General features: G+C 66.4%; 20 protein-coding genes. All 20 read left to right on the top strand.

The features are described 5' to 3' along the window. The first annotated feature begins 97 nt into the window (after window positions 1–97). The 20 genes from RBB46_RS06430 (at window position 98) to rimP (ending at window position 20305) form a co-directional block, all read left to right on the top strand. Window positions 98–2488 (top strand): 1-deoxy-D-xylulose-5-phosphate synthase N-terminal domain-containing protein, encoded by a 2391-nt coding sequence (locus RBB46_RS06430; RefSeq protein WP_306028077.1) that lies wholly within the window; start codon window positions 98–100, stop codon window positions 2486–2488. Between the two features lie 118 nt (window positions 2489–2606). Next, complete coding sequence (hslV, locus tag RBB46_RS06435; RefSeq protein WP_306028078.1) at window positions 2607–3164, top strand: ATP-dependent protease subunit HslV; 558 nt, start codon at window positions 2607–2609, stop codon at window positions 3162–3164. Further along, window positions 3154–3696, top strand: a complete 543-nt coding sequence (locus RBB46_RS06440; protein ID WP_306028079.1) for a GNAT family N-acetyltransferase — start codon at window positions 3154–3156, stop codon at window positions 3694–3696. The genes hslV and RBB46_RS06440 overlap by 11 nt, the downstream gene beginning before the upstream one ends. After that, window positions 3693–4808, top strand: a complete 1116-nt coding sequence (locus RBB46_RS06445) for a hypothetical protein (RefSeq protein WP_306028080.1) — start codon at window positions 3693–3695, stop codon at window positions 4806–4808. Before RBB46_RS06440 ends, RBB46_RS06445 begins: the two co-directional genes overlap by 4 nt. A 25-nt stretch (window positions 4809–4833) precedes the next feature. Next, a complete protein-coding gene (gene hslU / locus RBB46_RS06450; protein ID WP_306028081.1) occupies window positions 4834–6138 on the top strand; it encodes an ATP-dependent protease ATPase subunit HslU in 1305 nt (434 codons plus the stop codon). A 70-nt stretch (window positions 6139–6208) separates the two neighbouring features. After that, window positions 6209–6703, top strand: coding sequence for a universal stress protein (locus RBB46_RS06455; RefSeq protein ID WP_306028082.1), 495 nt, complete (start codon window positions 6209–6211; stop codon window positions 6701–6703). 251 nt (window positions 6704–6954) lie between these two features. After that, complete coding sequence (locus RBB46_RS06460; protein WP_306028083.1) at window positions 6955–7509, top strand: NifU family protein; 555 nt, start codon at window positions 6955–6957, stop codon at window positions 7507–7509. A gap of 193 nt (window positions 7510–7702) precedes the next feature. Continuing rightward, window positions 7703–8383: a tRNA (adenosine(37)-N6)-threonylcarbamoyltransferase complex dimerization subunit type 1 TsaB gene (gene tsaB / locus RBB46_RS06465; RefSeq protein ID WP_306028222.1), complete on the top strand. Its 681-nt coding sequence runs from the start codon at window positions 7703–7705 to the stop codon at window positions 8381–8383. Next, window positions 8380–8868, top strand: a complete 489-nt coding sequence (rimI, locus tag RBB46_RS06470) for a ribosomal protein S18-alanine N-acetyltransferase (RefSeq protein WP_306028084.1) — start codon at window positions 8380–8382, stop codon at window positions 8866–8868. Before tsaB ends, rimI begins: the two co-directional genes overlap by 4 nt. A gap of 72 nt (window positions 8869–8940) precedes the next feature. Beyond that, complete coding sequence (locus RBB46_RS06475; RefSeq protein ID WP_306028085.1) at window positions 8941–9417, top strand: Fur family transcriptional regulator; 477 nt, start codon at window positions 8941–8943, stop codon at window positions 9415–9417. Between the two features lie 4 nt (window positions 9418–9421). Further along, window positions 9422–10276, top strand: coding sequence for a 1-acyl-sn-glycerol-3-phosphate acyltransferase (locus tag RBB46_RS06480; RefSeq protein WP_306028086.1), 855 nt, complete (start codon window positions 9422–9424; stop codon window positions 10274–10276). A gap of 155 nt (window positions 10277–10431) precedes the next feature. Next, on the top strand, window positions 10432–11910 hold the full coding sequence (gene miaB / locus RBB46_RS06485) for a tRNA (N6-isopentenyl adenosine(37)-C2)-methylthiotransferase MiaB (RefSeq protein WP_306028087.1): 1479 nt from the start codon (window positions 10432–10434) through the stop codon (window positions 11908–11910). Window positions 11911–12019: 109 nt separating this feature from the next. Beyond that, window positions 12020–13069, top strand: a complete 1050-nt coding sequence (locus RBB46_RS06490; RefSeq protein ID WP_306028223.1) for a PhoH family protein — start codon at window positions 12020–12022, stop codon at window positions 13067–13069. Further along, the gene (gene ybeY / locus RBB46_RS06495; protein ID WP_306028088.1) at window positions 13066–13566 is read left to right on the top strand and encodes an rRNA maturation RNase YbeY; all 501 of its coding nucleotides are present in this window, start codon (window positions 13066–13068) and stop codon (window positions 13564–13566) included. Before RBB46_RS06490 ends, ybeY begins: the two co-directional genes overlap by 4 nt. 212 nt (window positions 13567–13778) lie before the next feature. Beyond that, window positions 13779–14942, top strand: a complete 1164-nt coding sequence (locus tag RBB46_RS06500; protein WP_306028089.1) for a transporter associated domain-containing protein — start codon at window positions 13779–13781, stop codon at window positions 14940–14942. A gap of 142 nt (window positions 14943–15084) precedes the next feature. Beyond that, entirely contained in the window at window positions 15085–16680 is a 1596-nt protein-coding gene (lnt, locus tag RBB46_RS06505; protein ID WP_306028090.1) for an apolipoprotein N-acyltransferase, read from the top strand. A 208-nt stretch (window positions 16681–16888) separates the two neighbouring features. Continuing rightward, window positions 16889–17296: a helix-turn-helix domain-containing protein gene (locus tag RBB46_RS06510; protein ID WP_306028224.1), complete on the top strand. Its 408-nt coding sequence runs from the start codon at window positions 16889–16891 to the stop codon at window positions 17294–17296. Between the two features lie 229 nt (window positions 17297–17525). Continuing rightward, on the top strand, window positions 17526–18698 hold the full coding sequence (gene metK / locus RBB46_RS06515) for a methionine adenosyltransferase (protein ID WP_306028091.1): 1173 nt from the start codon (window positions 17526–17528) through the stop codon (window positions 18696–18698). A 112-nt stretch (window positions 18699–18810) separates the two neighbouring features. Further along, a complete protein-coding gene (locus RBB46_RS06520) occupies window positions 18811–19497 on the top strand; it encodes a tRNA (guanosine(46)-N(7))-methyltransferase TrmB (protein WP_306028092.1) in 687 nt (228 codons plus the stop codon). A 220-nt stretch (window positions 19498–19717) separates the two neighbouring features. After that, complete coding sequence (rimP, locus tag RBB46_RS06525) at window positions 19718–20305, top strand: ribosome maturation factor RimP (protein WP_306028093.1); 588 nt, start codon at window positions 19718–19720, stop codon at window positions 20303–20305. Window positions 20306–20376: the final 71 nt, after the last annotated feature.

The following is a 20376-nucleotide window of genomic DNA, read 5'->3' on the forward strand; positions in this document are numbered from 1 at the left end:
TGCACCGGATCGATCCTATCCTCGGTCGCTCGAACCACTGTTCGGGCGGCCGCCACGGCCGTCACCCCCAGCTGTCATCCGAGAAGGGCAAGCGTTCATGGACACGTCCCGCAAGACCGCATTGAAGGCCATCGAGAAGAAGCTTCTCTGGCTTGCATGCTGGACCATCCACAATGCCAACCACTTGCGCGAAAAGGGCGATGGCATGAAGGTCGGCGGCCATCAGGCGTCCTGCGCCTCGATGGTGTCGATCATGACGGCGCTCTATTTCGACTGCCTGCGCCCGCAGGACCGGGTGGCGGTCAAGCCGCATGCCTCGCCGCTCTTCCACGCCATGCAGTATCTCGCTGGCAACCAGACGCGCGAGAAGCTCGAGGCCTTCCGCGCCTATGGCGGCGCGCAGTCCTATCCGAGCCGCACCAAGGACATCGACGACGTGGATTTCTCCACCGGATCGGTCGGGCTCGGTGTCGCGATCACGGCGTTTTCCTCGATGATTCAGGACTATCTGGCGGCCAAGCCCTGGGCAAAGCCGCGCGATGAGGGGAGGATGATCGCGCTGGTCGGCGATGCCGAACTCGACGAGGGCAATGTCTACGAGGCGCTCCAGGAAGGCTGGAAACACGGCCTCAGGAACACCTGGTGGATCATCGACTACAACCGCCAGAGCCTCGACGGCGTCGTCCGCGAAGGCCTTGCCGGCCGCATCGAGGCGATCTTCGGCGCCTTCGGCTGGGACGTGGTGCGGCTGAAATTCGGCGCCCTGCAGCGCGCCGCCTTCGAGGAGCCGGGTGGCGGCGCCTTGCGCGACTGGATCGACACCTGCCCGAACGCGCTTTATTCGGCGCTGGCCTTCCAGGGCGGGGCGGCGTGGCGCAAGCGGCTTCTCGACGACATCGGCGACCAGGGCGATGTCAGTGCGCTGATCGAGCGTCGCTCCGATGCGCAGTTGCAGGAGCTGATGACCAATCTCGGCGGTCATTGCCTTGAAACCCTTGGCGAAACCTTCGCGGAACAGGCGCGGCACGACCGTCCCGTCGCTTTCGTCGCCTACACGATCAAGGGCTGGAACACGCCGCTCGCCGGCCACAAGGACAACCATGCCGGCCTGATGACGCCGACCCAGATGGACGCGTTCCGCACCCAGATGAATGTGCGGCCGGGCCACGAGTGGGAGATGGCCGAAGGCCTTGAGCTGGACGAGGCGGGCTTGCACGCCGTCGTCAACGAGACGCCGTTCTTCGCCGCCGGTCGCCGCCGGTTCCAGGCCGGCCGGGTGGCGACGCCGGGGCCCGTGACGCTCGACGACAAGGTGCTGTCGACCCAGGCCGGCTTCGGCAAGGTGCTGGACCAACTGGCGAAATCCGACCATCCCCTGGCGGCGCGCATTCTCACAACCTCGCCGGATGTCACCGTCTCGACCAATCTCGGTCCCTTCGTCAACCGGCGCGGCCTGTTTTCCCGCGACGCGGTTGCCGACACGTTCCGCGACGAGCGCATTCCCTCGGCGCAGAAATGGGCGTTCTCGCCGGAAGGCCAGCACATCGAACTGGGCATCGCCGAGATGAACCTGTTCCTGCTTCTGGGCGCGGCCGGCCTGTCGCATTCGCTTTTCGGCGAGCGGCTCATTCCGGTCGGCACGCTCTACGATCCCTTCATTTCGCGCGGGCTCGATGCGCTCAACTATGCCTGCTACCAGGACGCCCGCTTCATGGTCGTGGCGACGCCCTCCGGTGTGTCCCTTGCGCCCGAAGGCGGTGCCCACCAGTCGATCGCGACCCCGCTGATCGGCATGAGCCAGGACGGGCTGGCCTCCTTCGAGCCGGCCTGGCTCGACGAACTGTCGCTGATCATGGACTGGAGCTTCGATTATCTGCAGCGCGACGGCGACGCGGTCCATGACGAGCGCACCTGGCTGCGCGACGAGACTGGGGGCTCGGTCTATCTGCGCTTGTCGACAAGGGCGCTGGAACAGCCCCTGCGGCGCGAGGACGAGGCCTTCCGGCGCGGCGTCATCGACGGCGCCTACTGGCTGCGCGAGCCCGGCCCCAATTGCGAGGTGGTGATCGCCTATCAGGGCGCGGTCGCGCCCGAGGCGATCGAGGCGGCGGGACGGATCGGCACCGACCGGCGCGACATCGGCGTGCTTGCCGTCACCTCCGCCGACCGGCTCAATGCCGGCTGGCACGCGGCGATGCGCATGCGCAAGCGCGGCCATCGCGGCGCGATGAGCCATATCGAGCGCCTGCTCTCGGGCCTTCCCGCCCATTGCACCATGATCACCGTGCTTGACGGCCATCCGGCGACGCTCGCCTGGCTCGGCTCTGTCTGCGGCCACCGGACCGCGGCGCTGGGCGTCGAGCATTTCGGCCAGACCGGCACGGTGGCGGACCTCTACCACCACTTCGGCATCGATGCTGACGCGATCGTCGCGGCCGCCTCGGAACTCGCCCCCGGCCGGCCGGTGCGTCTCGTCAACCCCCTCTGAAATGCGGTCTCCCGTAGGTCTGCCGGGATTTGCAAACACGTCCCGGCGGCTTACATAGGCAGTCCGAAGAGAGTGGTTCGGCCGCTCTCCACAAGACGCTGGCAGGAGACGACAGGCGATGCAGGGACGGGACGACCCGACGGGCTGGCACGGCACGACGATCCTCAGTGTGCGCAAGGGCGGCAAGGTGGTGATCGCCGGCGACGGGCAGGTCTCGCTCGGCCAGACGGTGATCAAGAGCACGGCGCGCAAGGTTCGCCCGTTGGCCAAGGGCGACGTGATCGCCGGCTTTGCCGGCGCCACGGCGGATGCGTTCACCCTGTTCGAGCGGCTTGAAGCCAAGCTGGAGCAATATCCCGGCCAGTTGATGCGAGCCTGCGTGGAGCTTGCCAAGGACTGGCGCACCGACCGCTACCTGCGCCGGCTGGAGGCAATGATGCTGGTGGCCGACAAGTCCGTCTCGCTGGTCCTGACCGGCACCGGCGACGTGCTGGAGCCCGAAGGCGGCGTCATGGGCATCGGCTCGGGCGGCAATTACGCGCTGGCTGCCGCGCGCGCCCTAGTCGACACGGATCTCGATGCCGAAGCCATTGCCCGCAAGGCGATGGCGATCGCTGGCGAGATCTGCGTCTACACCAATGGCAACCTCACCATCGAGACGCTGGATGCCGATTGATCCGGCCCGCATCGGCTTCCGTGCCGTGACGCCGGCGGACCTGCCGCTGCTTGCCGGCTGGATGGAGACCCCGCACTGGCGCAAGTGGTGGGGCGATCCTGAGACCGAGCTCGGCTACATTCGCGACATGGTCGAGGGGCGCGACACGACCGAGCCCTACGTTTTCACGCTGGACGGTCGCGATGCCGGCTACATCCAGCTCTGGTTCGTCGACGACAACCGGGGCGAGGAGATTCTTCAGGAAAGTCCCTGGGTGGCGGAACTGCCGGAGGGAACCGTCGGCGTCGACCTGTCGATCGGCGATGCCGGGGATCTGTCCAAAGGCATCGGCACCGCCGCATTGGAGGGGTTCGTCGCCGAGCTGCGCCGGCGCGGCTTCGACCGGATCATCATCGATCCGGACCCGGAGAACGCGCACGCCCGACGCGCCTACGAGAAAGCCGGGTTTCGGCCGGTTGCGCATCTTGCCGGGCGGACCGGTGATGCCCTGATCATGGAACATGTTGCCGAAACCGAGAAAGGACGCGCATGACAGCGCAAGTGACAGCAGAGGCCCCTGCGCCGCTCGACAAGGCACGGCTTGGTGCGGCGGTCGGCGCCGGTATCCTGACATGGCCGCAGGCGGAGCGTCTGGCCGACTTCTGGATCGCTCCCGTGCCAGCTGGAACGGACGAGAGCGTCAGCCATGCGGATGCGGAGGAGGTCCGTTTCGCGCGCGGCTTCCACGACGTCTTCATCTCCATCGGCATCGTCATCCTTTTGTTCGGCCTCTGGTTCGCCCTGCGCTATTCCGAACCGCTGGCCCTGGTCTATCCCGGGCCGCTGGTGCTGCCCGCCGGAGCGGTCGCCCTCGCCATCTGGGGCCTTTCGGAGGTCTTCGCCAGGCGCAAGCGGCTGGCGCTTCCCTCCTTCATCCTGACGATCGCCTTTGCCCCGGCATTCCTGGCCGCATGTATCGGTCTCGCAACCGGCGCGTTGTCGCTGAACCTTGTCTTTGCACAGGAGCCCGGTTCGCCCCTGCTGATCCTGCCGACCCTTCTCGGCATCGGCGGCGGGGCGCTCCACTACTGGCGCTTCAGGGTTCCGGTTGGCGTTGCCGTCGTTGCAGCAACGGTGTTCTTTCTCGTTGCCGTGCTTGTCGAGGTGGCGGCCCCGGGCGCGCTCGAGGCACACACGGCGTGGTTCACGCTCGCCGCCGGGCTCGCGGCCTTCCTTGCGGCCATGCGCTACGACGCCCGCGATCCGAAACGCGTCACGGTGGCCAGCGACAAGGCGTTCTGGCTGCATCTTCTGGCCGCTCCCCTGATGGTCCATTCCATTCTTGCCCTGACGACCGCCGGCGTAAGCGAGCTCGGCCAGGGAGACGCGGTGATCGTCATCGCTCTCTTTGCGGCGCTCGCCTTCGTTGCCATCGTCGTCGACCGGCGAGCCATCCTGGTGTCGGGCCTCGGCTATTTCGGGGTGGCGATCGGTACGCTGATGGCCGAGGCCGATATCTCCGGTTCCACGGCGACCTCGGTCACCCTGGTCCTGTTGGGCTGCTTTATCCTTCTGCTCGGATCGGCCTGGCGGGCGGTGCGCCGGACGCTGGGCAAACCCTTGAACGGCACCTCCCTGGCGCGGCTTGTCCCGGCCTTCGACTGAGCTTCATCGAGAGAAAGACACGGTCATGACCACTTTGTCCCCCCGCGAGATCGTCTCCGAACTGGATCGCTACATCGTTGGCCAGAAGGACGCCAAGCGCGCCGTTGCGATCGCACTCAGGAACCGCTGGCGGCGCCAGCAGCTCGACGAGGGCCTCCGCGAGGAGGTGATGCCGAAGAACATCCTGATGATCGGCCCGACCGGCGTCGGCAAGACGGAAATCTCCCGCCGTCTCGCCAAGCTCGCCAACGCGCCCTTCGTCAAGGTCGAGGCGACCAAGTTCACCGAGGTCGGCTATGTCGGCCGCGACGTGGAACAGATCATCCGCGACCTGGTCGAGGCCGGCATCGCGCTGGTGCGCACGGCCAAGCGCAAGTCGGTGGAGGCCAAGGCCCACCTGCAGGCCGAAGAGCGTGTGCTCGAGGCGCTGGTCGGCAAGAATGCCAGCCCGTCGACCAAGGAAAGCTTCCGCAAGAAGCTGCGCGACGGCGAGCTCGACGACAAGGAAATCGAGATCCAGGTCCGCGCCCAGCCGCAGATGCCGGGCTTCGACATGCCGGGCATGCCGGGCGGCAGCGTTGGCGTGATGAACCTCTCCGACATGCTCGGCAAGGCATTTGGCGGCCAGACCAAGCCGCGTCGCATCACCGTGCGCGAGAGCTATGCGGTGCTGATCGAACAGGAGGCCGATGCCCTGCTCGATGAGGACAAGGTGGTCGAGGAGGCGATTCATCTGGTGGAGAACGCCGGGATCGTCTTTCTCGACGAGATCGACAAGATCTGCGTACGCGGCGAACGCTCCGGCGGCGACGTCTCGCGCGAAGGCGTCCAGCGCGACCTGCTGCCCTTGATCGAGGGCACGGTCGTCGCCACCAAGCACGGCCCGGTCAAGACCGATCATGTGCTGTTCATCGCATCGGGCGCCTTTCACGTGGCCAAGCCTTCCGACCTGCTGCCGGAACTTCAGGGCCGCCTGCCGATCCGCGTCGAGCTGAAGGCGCTGACCAAGGACGATTTCCGCGCCATCCTGACGGACACGGAAGTCAGCCTGATCAAGCAGTATATCGCCCTGCTCGGCACCGAGGACATCGTGCTGACCTTTACCGACGATGCCATTGACGAGATTGCCTCCATAGCCGTCGATCTCAACGCGACGATCGAGAATATCGGGGCGCGGCGCCTGCAGACCGTGATGGAGCGGGTGCTCGACGAGGTCTCCTTCACCGCGCCGGACGCGGCTGAGAAGAACGTCGCCATCAACGCCGATTTCGTGCGCGAAAACATCGGCGAGCTTGCCAAGAACATCGATCTGTCGAGGTTCATCCTGTGATTTCAAGGCACGTTCCCCCTGCGGCGGCTTGGCGCTTGCCGGCCGCCCCTGCCGGTGGCAGCATGCGCCCATGGTAGCGATCCGAAAGAGTTTCGAGGAAGGGCACCGGCGCAAGTTTCTCGTCGTCGTCGACGAGACCAGCGAATGCGACCGGGCGATCGTCTATGCCGCCAAGCGCGCCGAGCGCACCGGCGGCGTGGCGACGCTGCTCTACGTCATAGCGCCGGGGGACTTCCAGCACTGGCTGGGGGTCGAGGACATCATGCGCGCGGAGGCACGCGAGGAAGCGGAAAGCTGCCTGATGAAGGCCGCCGACCGGGTGCGTGCGGTGGCGCGCACCACGCCGGAACTGGTGGTCCGCGAGGGCAATCGCTCGGACGAGATCCTGCAACTGATCGAGGAGGATGCCGACATCGCCATCCTGGTGCTGGCGGCCGGCAGCGGCTCGGAAGGCCCGGGACCGCTGGTCAGCGCGATCGCCGGCAAGGGCGCGGGCAGTTTCCCGATCCCCGTCACGATCGTGCCGGGCACGCTGGATGACGAGTCGATTGCGGCCCTGGCGTGAGGCAGAAAAGCGCTTTCTGGAACAATTCCAATCTGGCGCTGAGCGCTTCGCGAGCGTATATTGAGAACAACAACGAAGCGACGGGCGCCCGGCGGGCGTGACCCGAGCGACGCAGACACCATGCAGAACAGGTAAGTGCGGGTCTCGCCTGCCGCCGGCAACAGCGGATGGCTTCATGAGGTCGGGCCGGAAGATCCCGGCCGGCATGCCCGCGCAACACGCGGGCCGCCCGCGATGAAAGGAAGACCGTCATGTTCATTCAGACCGAGGCGACGCCGAACCCGGCGACCCTGAAGTTCCTCCCCGGACGCATCGTGCTTCCGGAAGGCACCATGGATTTCCGCAAGACCGAGGATGCCGGCTCCTCGCCGCTCGCCCAGACACTGTTCCAGGTGGAAGGGGTCGAGGGCATCTTCTTCGGCCACGACTTCATTTCCGTGACCAAGGGCGACGTGGACTGGCAGCACATCAAGCCGGCGATCCTGGGCGCGATCATGGAGCATTTCATGTCCGGTGCCCCGGTGCTGGCAAGCGAGATGGCGGCGGACAGCGAAGAGGAGTTCTTTGAGGAGGGCGACGAGGAAACCGTCGGCACGATCAAGGAACTGATCGAGACGCGCGTGCGTCCGGCCGTTGCGCAGGATGGCGGCGATATCACCTTCAGGGGCTTCCGTGACGGGATCGTCTACCTGTCCATGCGCGGCGCCTGCTCGGGCTGCCCGTCCTCCACAGCGACCCTGAAGCACGGCATCCAGAACCTGCTGCGCCATTTCGTTCCGGAAGTCGAGGAAGTCCGCGCGCTCTGACGCAACGACGCGAGGCTGCCGAACGGCCCGGTCGCAAGCCGGGCCGTTTGTCTTTTCCGGAACACTCGCACCCGGCTTCGGCTTGATGCTGCCGCAGGCGCCCGTCCCTGGCTCCGCTGGCCAGCATGCGACCGAAGTCACCCTAGCAAATGGTCGTGTCGACGATACCGGCCGGGATCGGTTTAGTTTGCCCATGCGCCTGCTCGCCATCGATACCGCGCTCGACGCCTGCTCAGTCGCCGTCCTCGACCAGGACGGCGGGCAGGCGCGCGTGACCTCGGCCTGTGAAATTCTCGGACGCGGCCATGCCGAGCGGTTGATGGCCATGATCGGCGAGGTGATGGCCGAGGCCAGCCTGCCCTTTGCGGCTCTTGACCGGATCGTGGTGACGGCGGGGCCCGGCTCCTTCACCGGCCTGCGTGTCGGCCTGTCGGCGGCGCGCGGCATTGCCCTTGTCGTGGGAGCGCCGGCGGTGGGCATCGGCACGCTCGACGCGCTTGCGGACATGGCCCGCGAGGAAGCGGTCGAACCGTGTCCGGTGTTCGCCGTGCTCGAGGCCAAGGGCCCGGAGATCTACGGTCAGGGATTTGACGCGGACGGGACGCCGCTTGCCGCTCCGGTCGCAATCGCCGCCGCGGATTTCGGCCGTGACCTGCCCCCGCGCGCGCTGCTGGCGGGCGGCGGAGCGGCAAAGGTCGTGGCCGCGTGCGGGCGCACCGACCTGCGGGTCGCCCATGAGGCGGCCTGGCCCGACATCGCCGCCGTGGTCCGTCTTGGCGCGCAGGCTGATCCCCTCGCACATCCGCCCGAGCCGCTCTACCTGCGCGCGCCCGATGCCGCTCCCGCGCGGCGCGACGAGGGGCTGCTCGCATGAGTTTCTGGTGGTTCTGGGCGCCGCCTCCGGTGATCGAGGAGGCCGAGCCCGACGTCTATCCCGCGCTGGCCGAGCTGCATGAGCGCTCCTTCCCGAGCGGCTGGAGCGCCGACGATCTTGCGGCCCTTGCCCGCCAGCCCGGCGTCACGATCCTGCAGGCCCGCCGTGCCAGCGCCTATGGCAGCCGCGCCATCATGGGATTTCTCATCCTGAGGGTGGCGGCCGACGAGGCGGAGGTGCTGACCATTGCCGTCGACCCGCGCCAGCGTCGCCGCGGCATCGGCGAACGGCTGCTGCGCGCAGGGCTGTCGCGACTTTATGCCGACCGGGTCGCCTGCCTGTTTCTCGAGGTCGATGCCGGCAACGCCGGCGCGCTTGCCCTCTACCGCAAGCTCGGCTTTCGCAAGGTCGGCGAGCGGCGCGGCTATTATCGCGACGGCACGGGCGACGGCGGCGCGCTTGTCATGCGGGTCGATCTGGCGTAATCGGCTTGCATGGTTCGCGTGCCCGGACGACCGGGCGCGCATGGTCGATTGGTCGCAAGGAGGACAGGCGAGATGACCGATCCCGGCAGCCAGCGCTCCGACGCGGCGCCGTCCAATGCCGACCTGGCCCAGTCCACGCTCGAGGAACAATGCGTCGCCAAGGGCATGCGCATGACCGAGCAGCGGCGAATCATCGCCCGGGTCATCGAGGACGCCAGCGACCATCCCGACGTGGAGGAGCTCTACCGCCGGGCGGTGCAGAACGATCCGCGCATCTCGATTTCGACGGTCTACCGGACGGTGAAACTGTTCGAGGATGCCGGCATCATCGAGCGCCATGACTTTCGCGACGGGCGGGCCCGCTACGAGACGGTGCCAGAAGAACATCACGATCACCTGATCGACCTGAAAAGCGGCCGCGTCATCGAGTTCCGCAACGAGGAGATCGAGCACCTGCAGGAGGCGATCGCCCGCACGCTCGGCTACCGGCTGGTCGATCACCGGCTGGAGCTGTATGGCGTGCCTCTCGGCCCGAAGGACCGGGATTGACCGCATGATGCGCGTCCGCGCCGCCGCCGTGCTCGCCGTCCTGACGCTGGTGACGTTGCCGCTCATTCCCGTGCAATGGCTTGCCCTGCGCAGCCGCGGCCCGGTGAAGCGCCGGCTGCCGGTCGTCTGGCACCGGATCGCCTGCGCCGTCGTCGGCATCAAGGTGCGCGAAATCGGGACTCCCGCCACCGGGCGCCCGCTCCTGATCGCCGCGAACCACGTTTCCTGGCTCGACATCACCGTGCTCGGCAGCCGCATGCCACTGTCCTTCGTCGCAAAGACGGAGGTCGCCTCCTGGCCCGTCTTCGGTCTTTTCGCGAAGCTGCAGCGGTCGGTCTTCGTCGACAGGCAGCGGCGCAGCGCCACGGCGCGCACGGCGGAGGAACTGGGCACGCGCCTTGCCGAGGGCGATGCGATGGTGCTGTTCGCAGAAGGCACCTCGAACAGTGGCAACGAGGTGCTGCCGTTCCGCTCGGCGCTGATCGGCGCGGCGCGCCATGCGGTCGCCGGCGAGGACGGGGACGTCTGGATCCAGCCGCTGGCGCTGGCCTATACCCGCTTGCACGGACTGCCGATGGGCCGCCAGTTTCGCAACCACGTCGCCTGGTACGGCGACATGGAGATGATCCCGCATTTCATGAATGTGGTGCGCCAGGGGGCGGTCGACGTCACGGTTGTATGGGGTGAGCCGGTGCGCGCGACGCCCGGCGGCGACCGCAAGGCGCTGGCCAGGACGCTGGAGAGCGAGGTTCGCAGGCTTGCCGGCGCGGCCCGGGCCGGACGGCTTGACAGCGTGCCGGCCGGGCCGGTGCTGGCCGCCTCGGCTCATGCTATTCTCAAGAGCGACGAAAACGGCTAAAGCAGGCCGGATTTCGCGGTCGTCCGGCAACCACCTCCCGTTGTCGCCGGATCATCGCGTGAAGGACACATTCCGGCTGTATCGGAACCTGGCCGCACCGGCGGAGCAGGGGTTGCGAGCAGCGGCAACTGGCGGTGCGCCCGCGCGGAGACAGGATGAGCGACGAGATTTCCATCGCTGCAGGCAATGCCACGGCACCGGGGCAGGCCGGAGAGGGCGTTTCGCCGGCTCCGGGCGCCGCGGGGCGCAAGGTCTTCGTCAAGACCTATGGTTGCCAGATGAATGTCTATGACAGCGAGCGGATGACCGACGCCCTCGTGCCGCAGGGCTTCAGCGCCACCGATAGCGTCGAGGATGCCGACCTGATCATCCTCAACACCTGCCATATCCGGGAGAAGGCGGCGGAGAAGGTCTATTCAGAGCTCGGCCGGCTGCGCAAGCTGAAGGCGGCGCGCGCCGAAAGCGGCAAGCAGACGATGATCGGCGTTGCCGGATGCGTGGCACAGGCCGAAGGCGAGGAGATCGCCAGGCGGGCGCCCGTGGTCGATCTCGTGTTCGGGCCGCAGACCTATCACCGCCTGCCGGAACTCGTCACCCGTGCCCGGGCCGGCGAAAGCGTTGTCGAGACCGAGTTCGAGATCGAGGCGAAGTTCCGCCACCTGTCGACCCCCTCGAGCGCGCCGGCCCCGACCGGGCGGCGCGGGCCGGTGTCCGCCTTCCTGACCGTGCAGGAGGGGTGTGACAAGTTCTGCACCTTCTGTGTGGTGCCCTATACGCGCGGGGCCGAGGTCTCGCGGGATGTCGACCAGATCGTTGCCGAGGCCGAACGGCTCGCGGCGCGCGGCGTGCGCGAGGTGACGCTGCTGGGCCAGAACGTCAACGCCTGGCATGGCGAAGGGCCGGACGGGCGCGCCTGGGGGCTGGGCGAACTGCTGCACAGGCTGGCGGGCGTCGAGGGGCTCGACCGGCTGCGCTACACGACGAGCCATCCGCGCGACATGGACGATGCGCTGATCGCCGCCCATCGGGACCTGCCCGAGGTGATGCCCTATCTGCATCTTCCGGTGCAGTCGGGGTCCGACCGGATTCTCAAGGCGATGAACCGCAGGCATACGCGCGACGATTATTTCCGGCTGATCGACCGGATCCGCGAAGGCCGGCCGGACCTGGCCCTGTCATGCGATTTCATCGTCGGGTTTCCGGGGGAGACCGATGCCGATTTCCGCGACACGATGGATCTCATCGAGCGCGTCGGCTTCGCTTCCGCCTTCTCGTTCAAGTACAGCCCGCGCCCGGGAACGCCTGGTGCGACGATGGACGCGCATGTGCCCGAGGCGGTGATGAACGAACGGTTGCAGGAGTTGCAGGCACTGGTCGCACAGCAGCAGAAGGCGTTCAACGAAAGCCTTGTGGGAACAAGCTGCGACGTGCTGGTTGAAAAGCGGGGCCGCAATCCCGGCCAGGTCACCGGCCGGTCTCCCTGGCTGCAGCCCGTGCAGATCGATGCGGATGAAAGCCTGATCGGGGAGATCGTGGCGGTGGAAATCACCGGACGGGAAGCGAATTCCCTATTCGCGCGCCGCGTGGCAGGGCAAGATGGCGGACAGGCACACCCCCAGCGGGTCCGCGCGTGAGGCCTGCATTCGGGAATCCAGGAGGCAGGATGCCAGGAGAAGCCGTTTGACCGGCGCCAGCCGAACCCCGAACCGGGGCGGTTACCGCGCTGCGGTGCCCGCGTCGGACATGACCCATGTGGTTCTGGCCTTCGACGACAATCGCCTCGTCGGCGATCTTTTCGGACAGTTCGACCAGAATCTCGCCTTGATCGAGCAGCGCCTTGGCGTCGATGCCGTGGCGCGCGGCAATCAGGTTGTCATCAAGGGTCGCCATTCGGGGTGCGAACAGGCGCGCCGGGCACTTGAATCCCTTTATGCCAGACTTCAGCAGGGCCACGAGCTGCATCCGGGAGACGTCGATGGCGCGCTTCGGATGGCTGTGGCAGAGGAGGCGCAACTGGACCTTCCCACGATCGAACCGCGCTCGCACCTGTCCTTTGCCCAGGTGTCGACGCGGCGCAAGACGGTGCTGGCCCGCACGCCCGCACAGGATGCCTATATCCGGGCGATGGACCGGGCGGACCTGACCTTCGGCGTCGGACCCGCCGGCACCGGCAAGACCTTTCTGGCCGTCGCCTATGCGGCAGCGCTTTTGGAGCGCGGCGACGTCGCCCGGCTGATCCTGTCGCGGCCGGCGGTGGAGGCGGGCGAACGGCTCGGCTTCCTGCCGGGCGACATGAAGGAGAAGGTCGACCCCTATCTGCGACCGCTTTACGACGCGCTTTACGAGATGATGCCGGCGGAAAAGGTCGAGCGCGGACTGCAATCCGGCATGATCGAGGTGGCGCCGCTGGCCTTCATGCGCGGGCGAACCCTCTCCAATGCGGTGGTGATCCTCGACGAGGCGCAGAACACCACCACCATGCAGATGAAGATGTTCCTGACGCGCCTGGGCGAGAATTCCCGGATGATCGTCACGGGCGATCCGAGCCAGGTCGACCTGCCGCCCGGGCAGCAGTCGGGCCTGCGCGAGGCACTGTCGCTGCTTGAAGGCGTGGAGGGAGTGGCCGTGGTGCGCTTCACCGAGGTCGACGTGGTGCGACACGAACTCGTTGCCCGCATCGTGCGCGCCTATGACAATGCCGGCCGCGAGGCCAGCCAGAAGGCAGAGCAGGCCGCGGCTGCCGCGGCAGTGGCTGCCGCGACGTCCCCGGTGCCGAAGGGCACGACACGATGAATGCCGTGCTGGTGTCCCCCGAGGTCGATGTGGCGGTCGAGGCCGAAGGCTGGCCTGAAGACAGCGTGCTGGAGGCGCTCGTCGCCAGGGTCGTGGCTGTCGCCTGCGCCGAAGCCCGGCTCGAACTGGTCGAGGGCGCCGAGGTGTCGGTCGTCTTCGCCGACGATGCGCGGGTGCGCGAACTCAATCGAGACTGGCGCTCGAAGGATGCCCCCACCAACGTCCTCTCCTTTCCCGGAGGCGACGAGGACGAGCCGCCTTTCGGACCGCTGCTCGGCGACATCATCCTCGCCCGCGAGACCGTCGCGCGCGAGGCGGGGGAGATGGACATCGATTTTGACGCCCATGTGACGCATCTTGTGGCACATGGGTTCCTTCATCTTTTCGGCTACGATCACCAAATGGAGGACGAAGCCGAGGAGATGGAAGGGCTGGAGCGGCGCATTCTGGCGGTGCTGGGCATTGCCGATCCCTACCGGGAGCCGCCAGTCACCTGAATCTGAAGTTCGTTTCACTTCGCAGCAGCGCTTGAGCGAACTTCAGATTCAAGAAGGTGACTTGCAAGTTAAAGTCTCTAGTGTGGTTTTCGGATTTGACGTTCGTTTCGGAGCTTGCTGCAACCCGCGTAGCGAACGTCAAGTCCACCACACTCGCGGCCGACAAGACAACGGAGAGCGAGCCGCCCGCGTGATGCGGGTGCAGACATGACATGAACGATTCAAAGGCTCGAAGTACCGATGACACGGGGACGCCGAAACCGGCCGCCTCCGAAACTGGCGGGGAAACCTTCGCCCAGGCGGAAGGAGATCCTCCGCGATCGCTGCGCTCCATCTGGAGTGAGGCGCTGAAGCGGCTGAGCGGTCTGCGGCGACCTGGAAACGGGGCGGGCACCCTGCGCCAGAACCTGCAGGACGAACTCGCCCGCGAGCACGATGAAAGCGCCAGCTTCACGCCCGAGGAACGGGTGCTGCTTTCCAACATCCTGCGCCTGCGCGAGGTCCGCGTCGAGGACGTGATGGTGCCGCGCGCTGACATCGACGCTGTCGAGGACACCGTTCTTGTCGGTCATCTCATGGAAGTGTTTCGCGAGAGCGGGCATTCGCGAATGCCCGTCTATCACGACGGTCTCGATGATCCGCGCGGCATGGTCCACATCAAGGACCTGATGGCCTATTTCTCCGCCAGGGCCGCCGACGAGCCCAGCGGCGAAACCCCGTCCGGGGAAGATGACAGGCCGGAAGACGAAAAGCCGGAAGACGATAGGCAGGCCAGGGCGGAGCCGCCGGCTTCCAACGAAAAGCCGGCTCTCGACCTGTCGCGTGTGGACCTTTTGCTGCCGCTCGGGGATGCCGGCCTGATCCGCCCCGTCCTGTTCGTTCCCCCCTCCATGCCGGCCACGGACCTGATGGCCAAGATGCAGGCGGACCGTGTCCAGATGGCGCTGGTCATCGACGAATATGGCGGCACGGAAGGCCTGGTCTCGCTCGAGGACATCGTCGAGACGGTGGTCGGAGACATCGAGGACGAGCATGACGAGGACGAGGATGCGATGATCGAGAAGGTCGGCGACGGCATCTGGATCGCCGATCCGCGCGTGCCCGTCGAGGAGGTCGAGGCGGCGGTCGGCACCGGCTTCCAGCTCGGCGAACTGGCCGAGGAAGTCGATACGCTGGGCGGACTGGTCTTCACCCTGGTCGGCCGAGTGCCGGTTCGCGGCGAGCTGATCACCGCTCGCGAGTTTCCCGGTTACGAGTTCGAGGTCCTCGATGCGGATCCACGCCGCATCAAGCGCCTGCGGATCCGCGCACGCAGGGCAGAGGCCCGGCTTGGCGACGTGCGTCGTCGTCAGCGCCGCCCCAACCTCGCCAACTGACCCGGTCCTTGTCGGGGAATGCGGAGTACCTGAACGACCGCCCGCACTTGACCGGTGTTGCCCCTGCGGGGATCGTCCGTTGAGGCGCGGGTGATTCGCCCGCGCGCTCGCATCCCCGTGCGCAACCGCAGGAGTCGATGCCGTGCTGCGTCTGGCGCAAGTTTTCCTTCTCGCCCATGGTTGGCGTCGCTGGCTGCTTTCGGCCCTGGCCGGAGCCCTCGCGGCCTTCGCCATGCCGCCCTTTGGGGTGTTTCCCGTTCTGGCCGTGTCGATGCCGGCTCTTGTCTGGCTTCTCGACGGGGCGATTTCCGATAATGCAGGGCCATGGGCGCGTATGCGCCCTGCGCTCGCAGTCGGCTGGTGGTTCGGTTTCGGGTTTCATCTGGCGGGCCTGTGGTGGATCGGGCGGGCCTTCCTTGTCGAGGCGGACGCCTTCGCCTGGATGATCCCTTTCGCGGTCGTGCTCCTGCCCGCCGGGCTGGCCCTTTTCACGGCGCTGGCAACCCTTGCTGCAAGCCTTGCCTGGCGCGACGGGCCCGGCCGGCTGCTGCTGCTGGCGCTGGCCCTGGCGCTTGCCGACTGGCTGCGCGGTCATGTCCTGACGGGCTTCCCCTGGAACATCTGGGGCTATGCATTCGGCGGAACGGAGCTGCTCATGCAGCCCGCTGCCCTGGTCGGCGTCTATGGGCTCGGCCTCATCGTGGCGACGGTGTTCTGCTGCCTGGCGGGATTTGCCGACCAGACCGCCGGCGGACGCCGCGCCGGCATCGCCGCGGTGCTGCTGATGGCGCTCGTTGCCGCCGGCGGCGCCCTTCGCACGAACCTTGGCGAGGTCGGTGCCGGCACCGACATGGCCTTGCGCGTCGTGCAGCCGTCGATCCCCCAGGAAGACAAGTGGCGGCCGGAAAACCGGACCAGGGTGTTCGATACCTATCTGGAGGCAAGCCGGGCCGAGTGGGACGGCGAGACGGGGGACGGCGACCTGCCGCGTCTGGTCGTCTGGCCGGAATCCGCGCCACCGTTCCTGCTGACCGAGGCCCCTGACGCGCTGGCGGCCATTGCCGGCCTGCTGCGTCCCGGAGACACGCTGGTGACGGGAGCCGTGCGTGCCAGTGTGGAGGATGCGGGCAGCCGCGTCTTCTACAACAGCGTTTATGTGATCGACGACGAAGGCGCCATTCTCGACGCCTATGACAAGGTCCGGCTTGTGCCTTTCGGCGAATACTTGCCGATGGGCGAGACGTTGGAGGCATTCGGTCTGACGAAGCTTGTGGAACTGCCGGGAACCTTTCGCGCCGGCTTTCGTCACCGTGTCCTGAATCCGGTTGCCGGCCCGGCCTTCCTGCCGTTGATCTGCTACGAGGCGATCTTCCCGGCGGCCGCGACCAGCTCCGACGAGCGTCCGGGGTTCATTCTGAACGTCACCAACGACGCCTGGTTCGGCGATACGCCAGGACCCTACCAGCATTTCGCCCAGGCACGGATGCGTGCCGTGGAGCAGGGTTTGCCGGTTGTGCGTGCAGCCAATACGGGCATTTCGGCGGTTGTGGACGCTTACGGCCGGGTCCTGGCAATACGCCCGCTGATGGCGGCCGGACGGATTGATATGCGCATGCCATCCGCCATCTCACCTACGGTTTTTGCGCGGTACGGGCAAAACGCATTGGCAATTTTCCTAATAGTTTTTGTTGGCCTTCTTCTTGTAACGCGTTACGTAGGGAATGCGCGTAATGATTGACGGGTCGCAATGCGGCACGGCATCATAACAACCGTCGCAGCCTGGAGCGTAGATTGGGTTGTGGTAAATGAAACTGGCGGCGTTCCGCTGGCGGGAACCGGTATTGGGAAAAGAAACCCGACAACCCTTTTCCGTTGAGCAGATCAAAAGCGCCAGAAAAATAACGCCATGGTCACAGCAACCGACAGAGCCGGAAAGAAGACAAAAAATGAGCAGCAAAAAAGCACCGAACCCCATCGATGTGCATGTTGGAAGTCGTGTGCGCCTGCGCCGCATGATGCTTGGCATGAGCCAGGAGAAGCTCGGCGAGAGTCTGGGCATTACATTTCAGCAGATTCAGAAGTATGAAAAAGGCACCAACCGCATCGGCGCCAGCCGCCTTCAGCACATCGCCACCATCCTGAAGGTGCCGGTTGCATTCTTCTTCGAGGACGCGCCGGGAACGCCGGATGAGGCCAATGGCTTCGGCGAAGCCAAGCCCGCCTCCTATGTGGTCGACTTCCTGTCGTCATCGGAAGGCCTGTCCCTCAACAAGGCCTTCGTGCGGATCGAGGATGCCAAGGTGCGTCGCCGTGTCGTCGATCTGGTGCGGGCGCTCGCCGGCGAAGAGGTCTGAGCCTTCGGTTCGCCAGCCTCTTGAGGTTTCTTCCGGGCTCGCTGGTCGGGCCCGGAAATCGCGCGCAACACCGCCATTCCTGGGCCGGGCGATCCAGGTGACAGACCATCGTCGTCACCGGGAACGGCGTTCGTGCGCTTGACGAGCACTCGTCTTCACTGGCATGTGTCGTGCCTGGCGGCGGGGGTCCCCGCCGCTTTCTACTATCTTCCCAGAAGGACGGTTGAACGTGGCTCGTCAAGATTATCTCTTCACTTCCGAATCCGTGTCCGAAGGACATCCGGACAAGGTCTGCGACCGGATTTCCGATACGGTCGTCGATGCTTTTCTCTCCGAGATGCCGGAAGCGCGCGTTGCCTGCGAAACACTCGCGACGACCAATCGCGTGGTGATTGCAGGGGAAACCCGCGGCCCGGCGACAATTACAAACGAATACATTGCCCATCTGGCCCGCATGGCCATCAAGGACATCGGCTACGAGCAGGAAGGCTTCCACTGGGAGAACTGTGACGTCGCCGTCCACCTGCACGCACAGTCGGCGCATATCGCGCAGGGTGTCGACGCCTCCGACAACAAGGACGAGGGCGCCGGCGACCAGGGCATCATGTTCGGCTATGCCTGCCGCGAGACGCCGGAACTGATGCCGGCTCCGATCTACTATTCGCACAAGATCCTGAGGCTGCTCGCCGAGGCGCGCAAGTCCGGCAAGGAGCCGCTGCTCGGCCCCGACGCCAAGAGCCAGGTCACCGTGCGCTACGAGAACGGCCTGCCGGTCGGACTGGTCTCCGTCGTGCTGTCGACGCAGCATCTGGACCCCAAGCTTACCTCCGACGACATCCGCGCCATCGTCGAGCCCTACATCGTCACGTCCGTTCCCGGCGGCTGGATCAACAAGGAGACCGTCTGGCACGTCAACCCGACGGGCGCCTTCGTCATCGGCGGTCCCGACGGCGACGCCGGCCTGACCGGCCGCAAGATCATCGTCGACACCTATGGCGGTGCGGCTCCCCATGGCGGCGGCGCGTTCTCGGGCAAGGATCCGACCAAGGTCGACCGCTCGGCCGCCTATGCGGCGCGCTATCTCGCCAAGAACGTGGTCGCGGCCAATCTCGCCGACCGCTGCACGATCCAGCTCTCCTACGCCATCGGCGTGGCCGAGCCGCTGTCGGTCTATGTCGACCTGCACGGCACCGGCAAGGTCGACGAGGCGAAGCTGGAGAAGGCGCTGCGCGAGGTCATGCACCTGACGCCGCGCGGTATCCGCCAGCATCTCGGCCTCAACCGGCCGATCTACGCGCGCACCGCGGCCTACGGTCACTTCGGCCGGGAGCCGGAGGAGGATGGCGGCTTCTCCTGGGAGAAGATCGACCTGGTGCACGCCCTGCGCGACGCCGTCGCCTGATCCGGCACGGACAGACCGTGAAGTTGAACATGCCGCCCGGCACGCAGCGTGCCGGGCGGATTGCGTTTTTCTCGTCGGCTGCCAGCGGCGGGGTTGTCCGGAAGCAACAAGCATGATCGACCACAGCAAGGGCTCCTTTTTCGGCCGCCGCGTCGGCAAGCCGCTGCGCGCGGCCCGCCGCGAAATCTTCGAGGCGGCGATCGGGCGCCTGCAGCCGGATCTCGGCCGCCCCGCGCCCGCCGACCTGCGCGACATGTTCGCCTCGCCGGTGGACGAGGTCTGGATGGAGATCGGCTTCGGCGGCGGCGAACATCTGCTGCACGAGGCGGGCCGGCTGCCGCGCACCGGCTTCATCGGCGTCGAGCCCTTCGTCAGCAGCCTTGCCAAGACGGTTGCCGACATCGAGGCGGCAGAATTCGGCAACGTGCGGGTCTATGGCGACGACGCGATCAAGTTGCTCGACTGGCTGCCGGAGGCCTCCCTCGACGGCATCTACCAGCTCTATCCGGACCCCTGGCCGAAACGCCGCCACTGGAAGCGGCGCTTCGTCAATCCGGTCAACCTCGACCGGATCGCGCGGGTACTGCGGCCGGGAACCTGTTTCCGCTTCGCCAGCGACATCGACACCTATGTGGAGTGGACGCTTGCCCATCTGGCCGCGCATCCGGCATTCGAGTGGACGGCGGAGCGTGCCGCCGACTGGCTGGTGCCGTGGCAACCCTGGTCGGGAACGCGTTACGAGGACAAGGCGTTTCGAGAGGGCCGCAAGGGCCATTATCTGGAGTTTCGGCGCTGTTGAGGCGGGGCAGTCCGGGCCCCGAAGGGCGATTTGGCTTGCTTTGAGAACACGTCGCTGTATAGTGCTGACAAATAAATTCTCTAGCGGCTCGCATGAGCAGTATGAGAGTGGGCCCTCCCGGGGACCCGCTCTTTTTGTTTTTGGCGACCCGTTATCGGGACTGCCACGATGCCCAAGGGCAGGCCGCGCGACGCGCAGGGCGGGCAAGAAAGAGGTTCTGGTGCAGGATCAGGAAACGCGGATCGTCCGGGAAAACGGGCTGGAGGCACGCATCGCGGCGATGATCGAGCCGGCGATTGTCGACCTCGGCTTCCGCATCGTGCGCGTCAAGCTGTCGGGCGTCGACGGCATGACCTTGCAGATCATGGCGGAACGCCCGGACGGGACCATGTCCGTCGACGACTGCGAGACCGTCAGCCGGGCGATCACGCCGATCCTTGATGTCGAGGATCCGATCAGCCAGGAGTACAATCTCGAAATCTCGTCGCCGGGCGTCGACCGGCCGCTGGTGCGCGCCATCGATTTCATTCGCTGGAAGGGGCACCTGGTGAAGCTCGAGCTGGCGGTGCCGCGCGACGGCCGCAAGCGCTTCCGTGGCGAGATCCGTGACGTCGACGGGGGAGACCTGGTGCTCAGGCTCGAGGATCTGCCCGATGACGGCGATCCCGACATCCGCCTCTCGCTGGCCGACATGGCCGAAGCGCGGTTGATGATGACGGATGCACTGGTCGAGGCCTCGCTGAAAGCGGAAAAGGCGGCGCGCCGCCGCGCCGCGGCGAACGGTTCCAGCGACGTGGAGGGCGCCTGACCCTCAAAGGGTCTTGCGATATTTAGCGGGCGACGGCCGGGTGCCGCGCCGTGGTGATGACAGGATGCGCC

The sequence above is a fragment of the Stappia sp. MMSF_3263 genome (assembly GCF_030733745.1).
GTDB lineage: Bacteria > Pseudomonadota > Alphaproteobacteria > Rhizobiales > Stappiaceae > Stappia.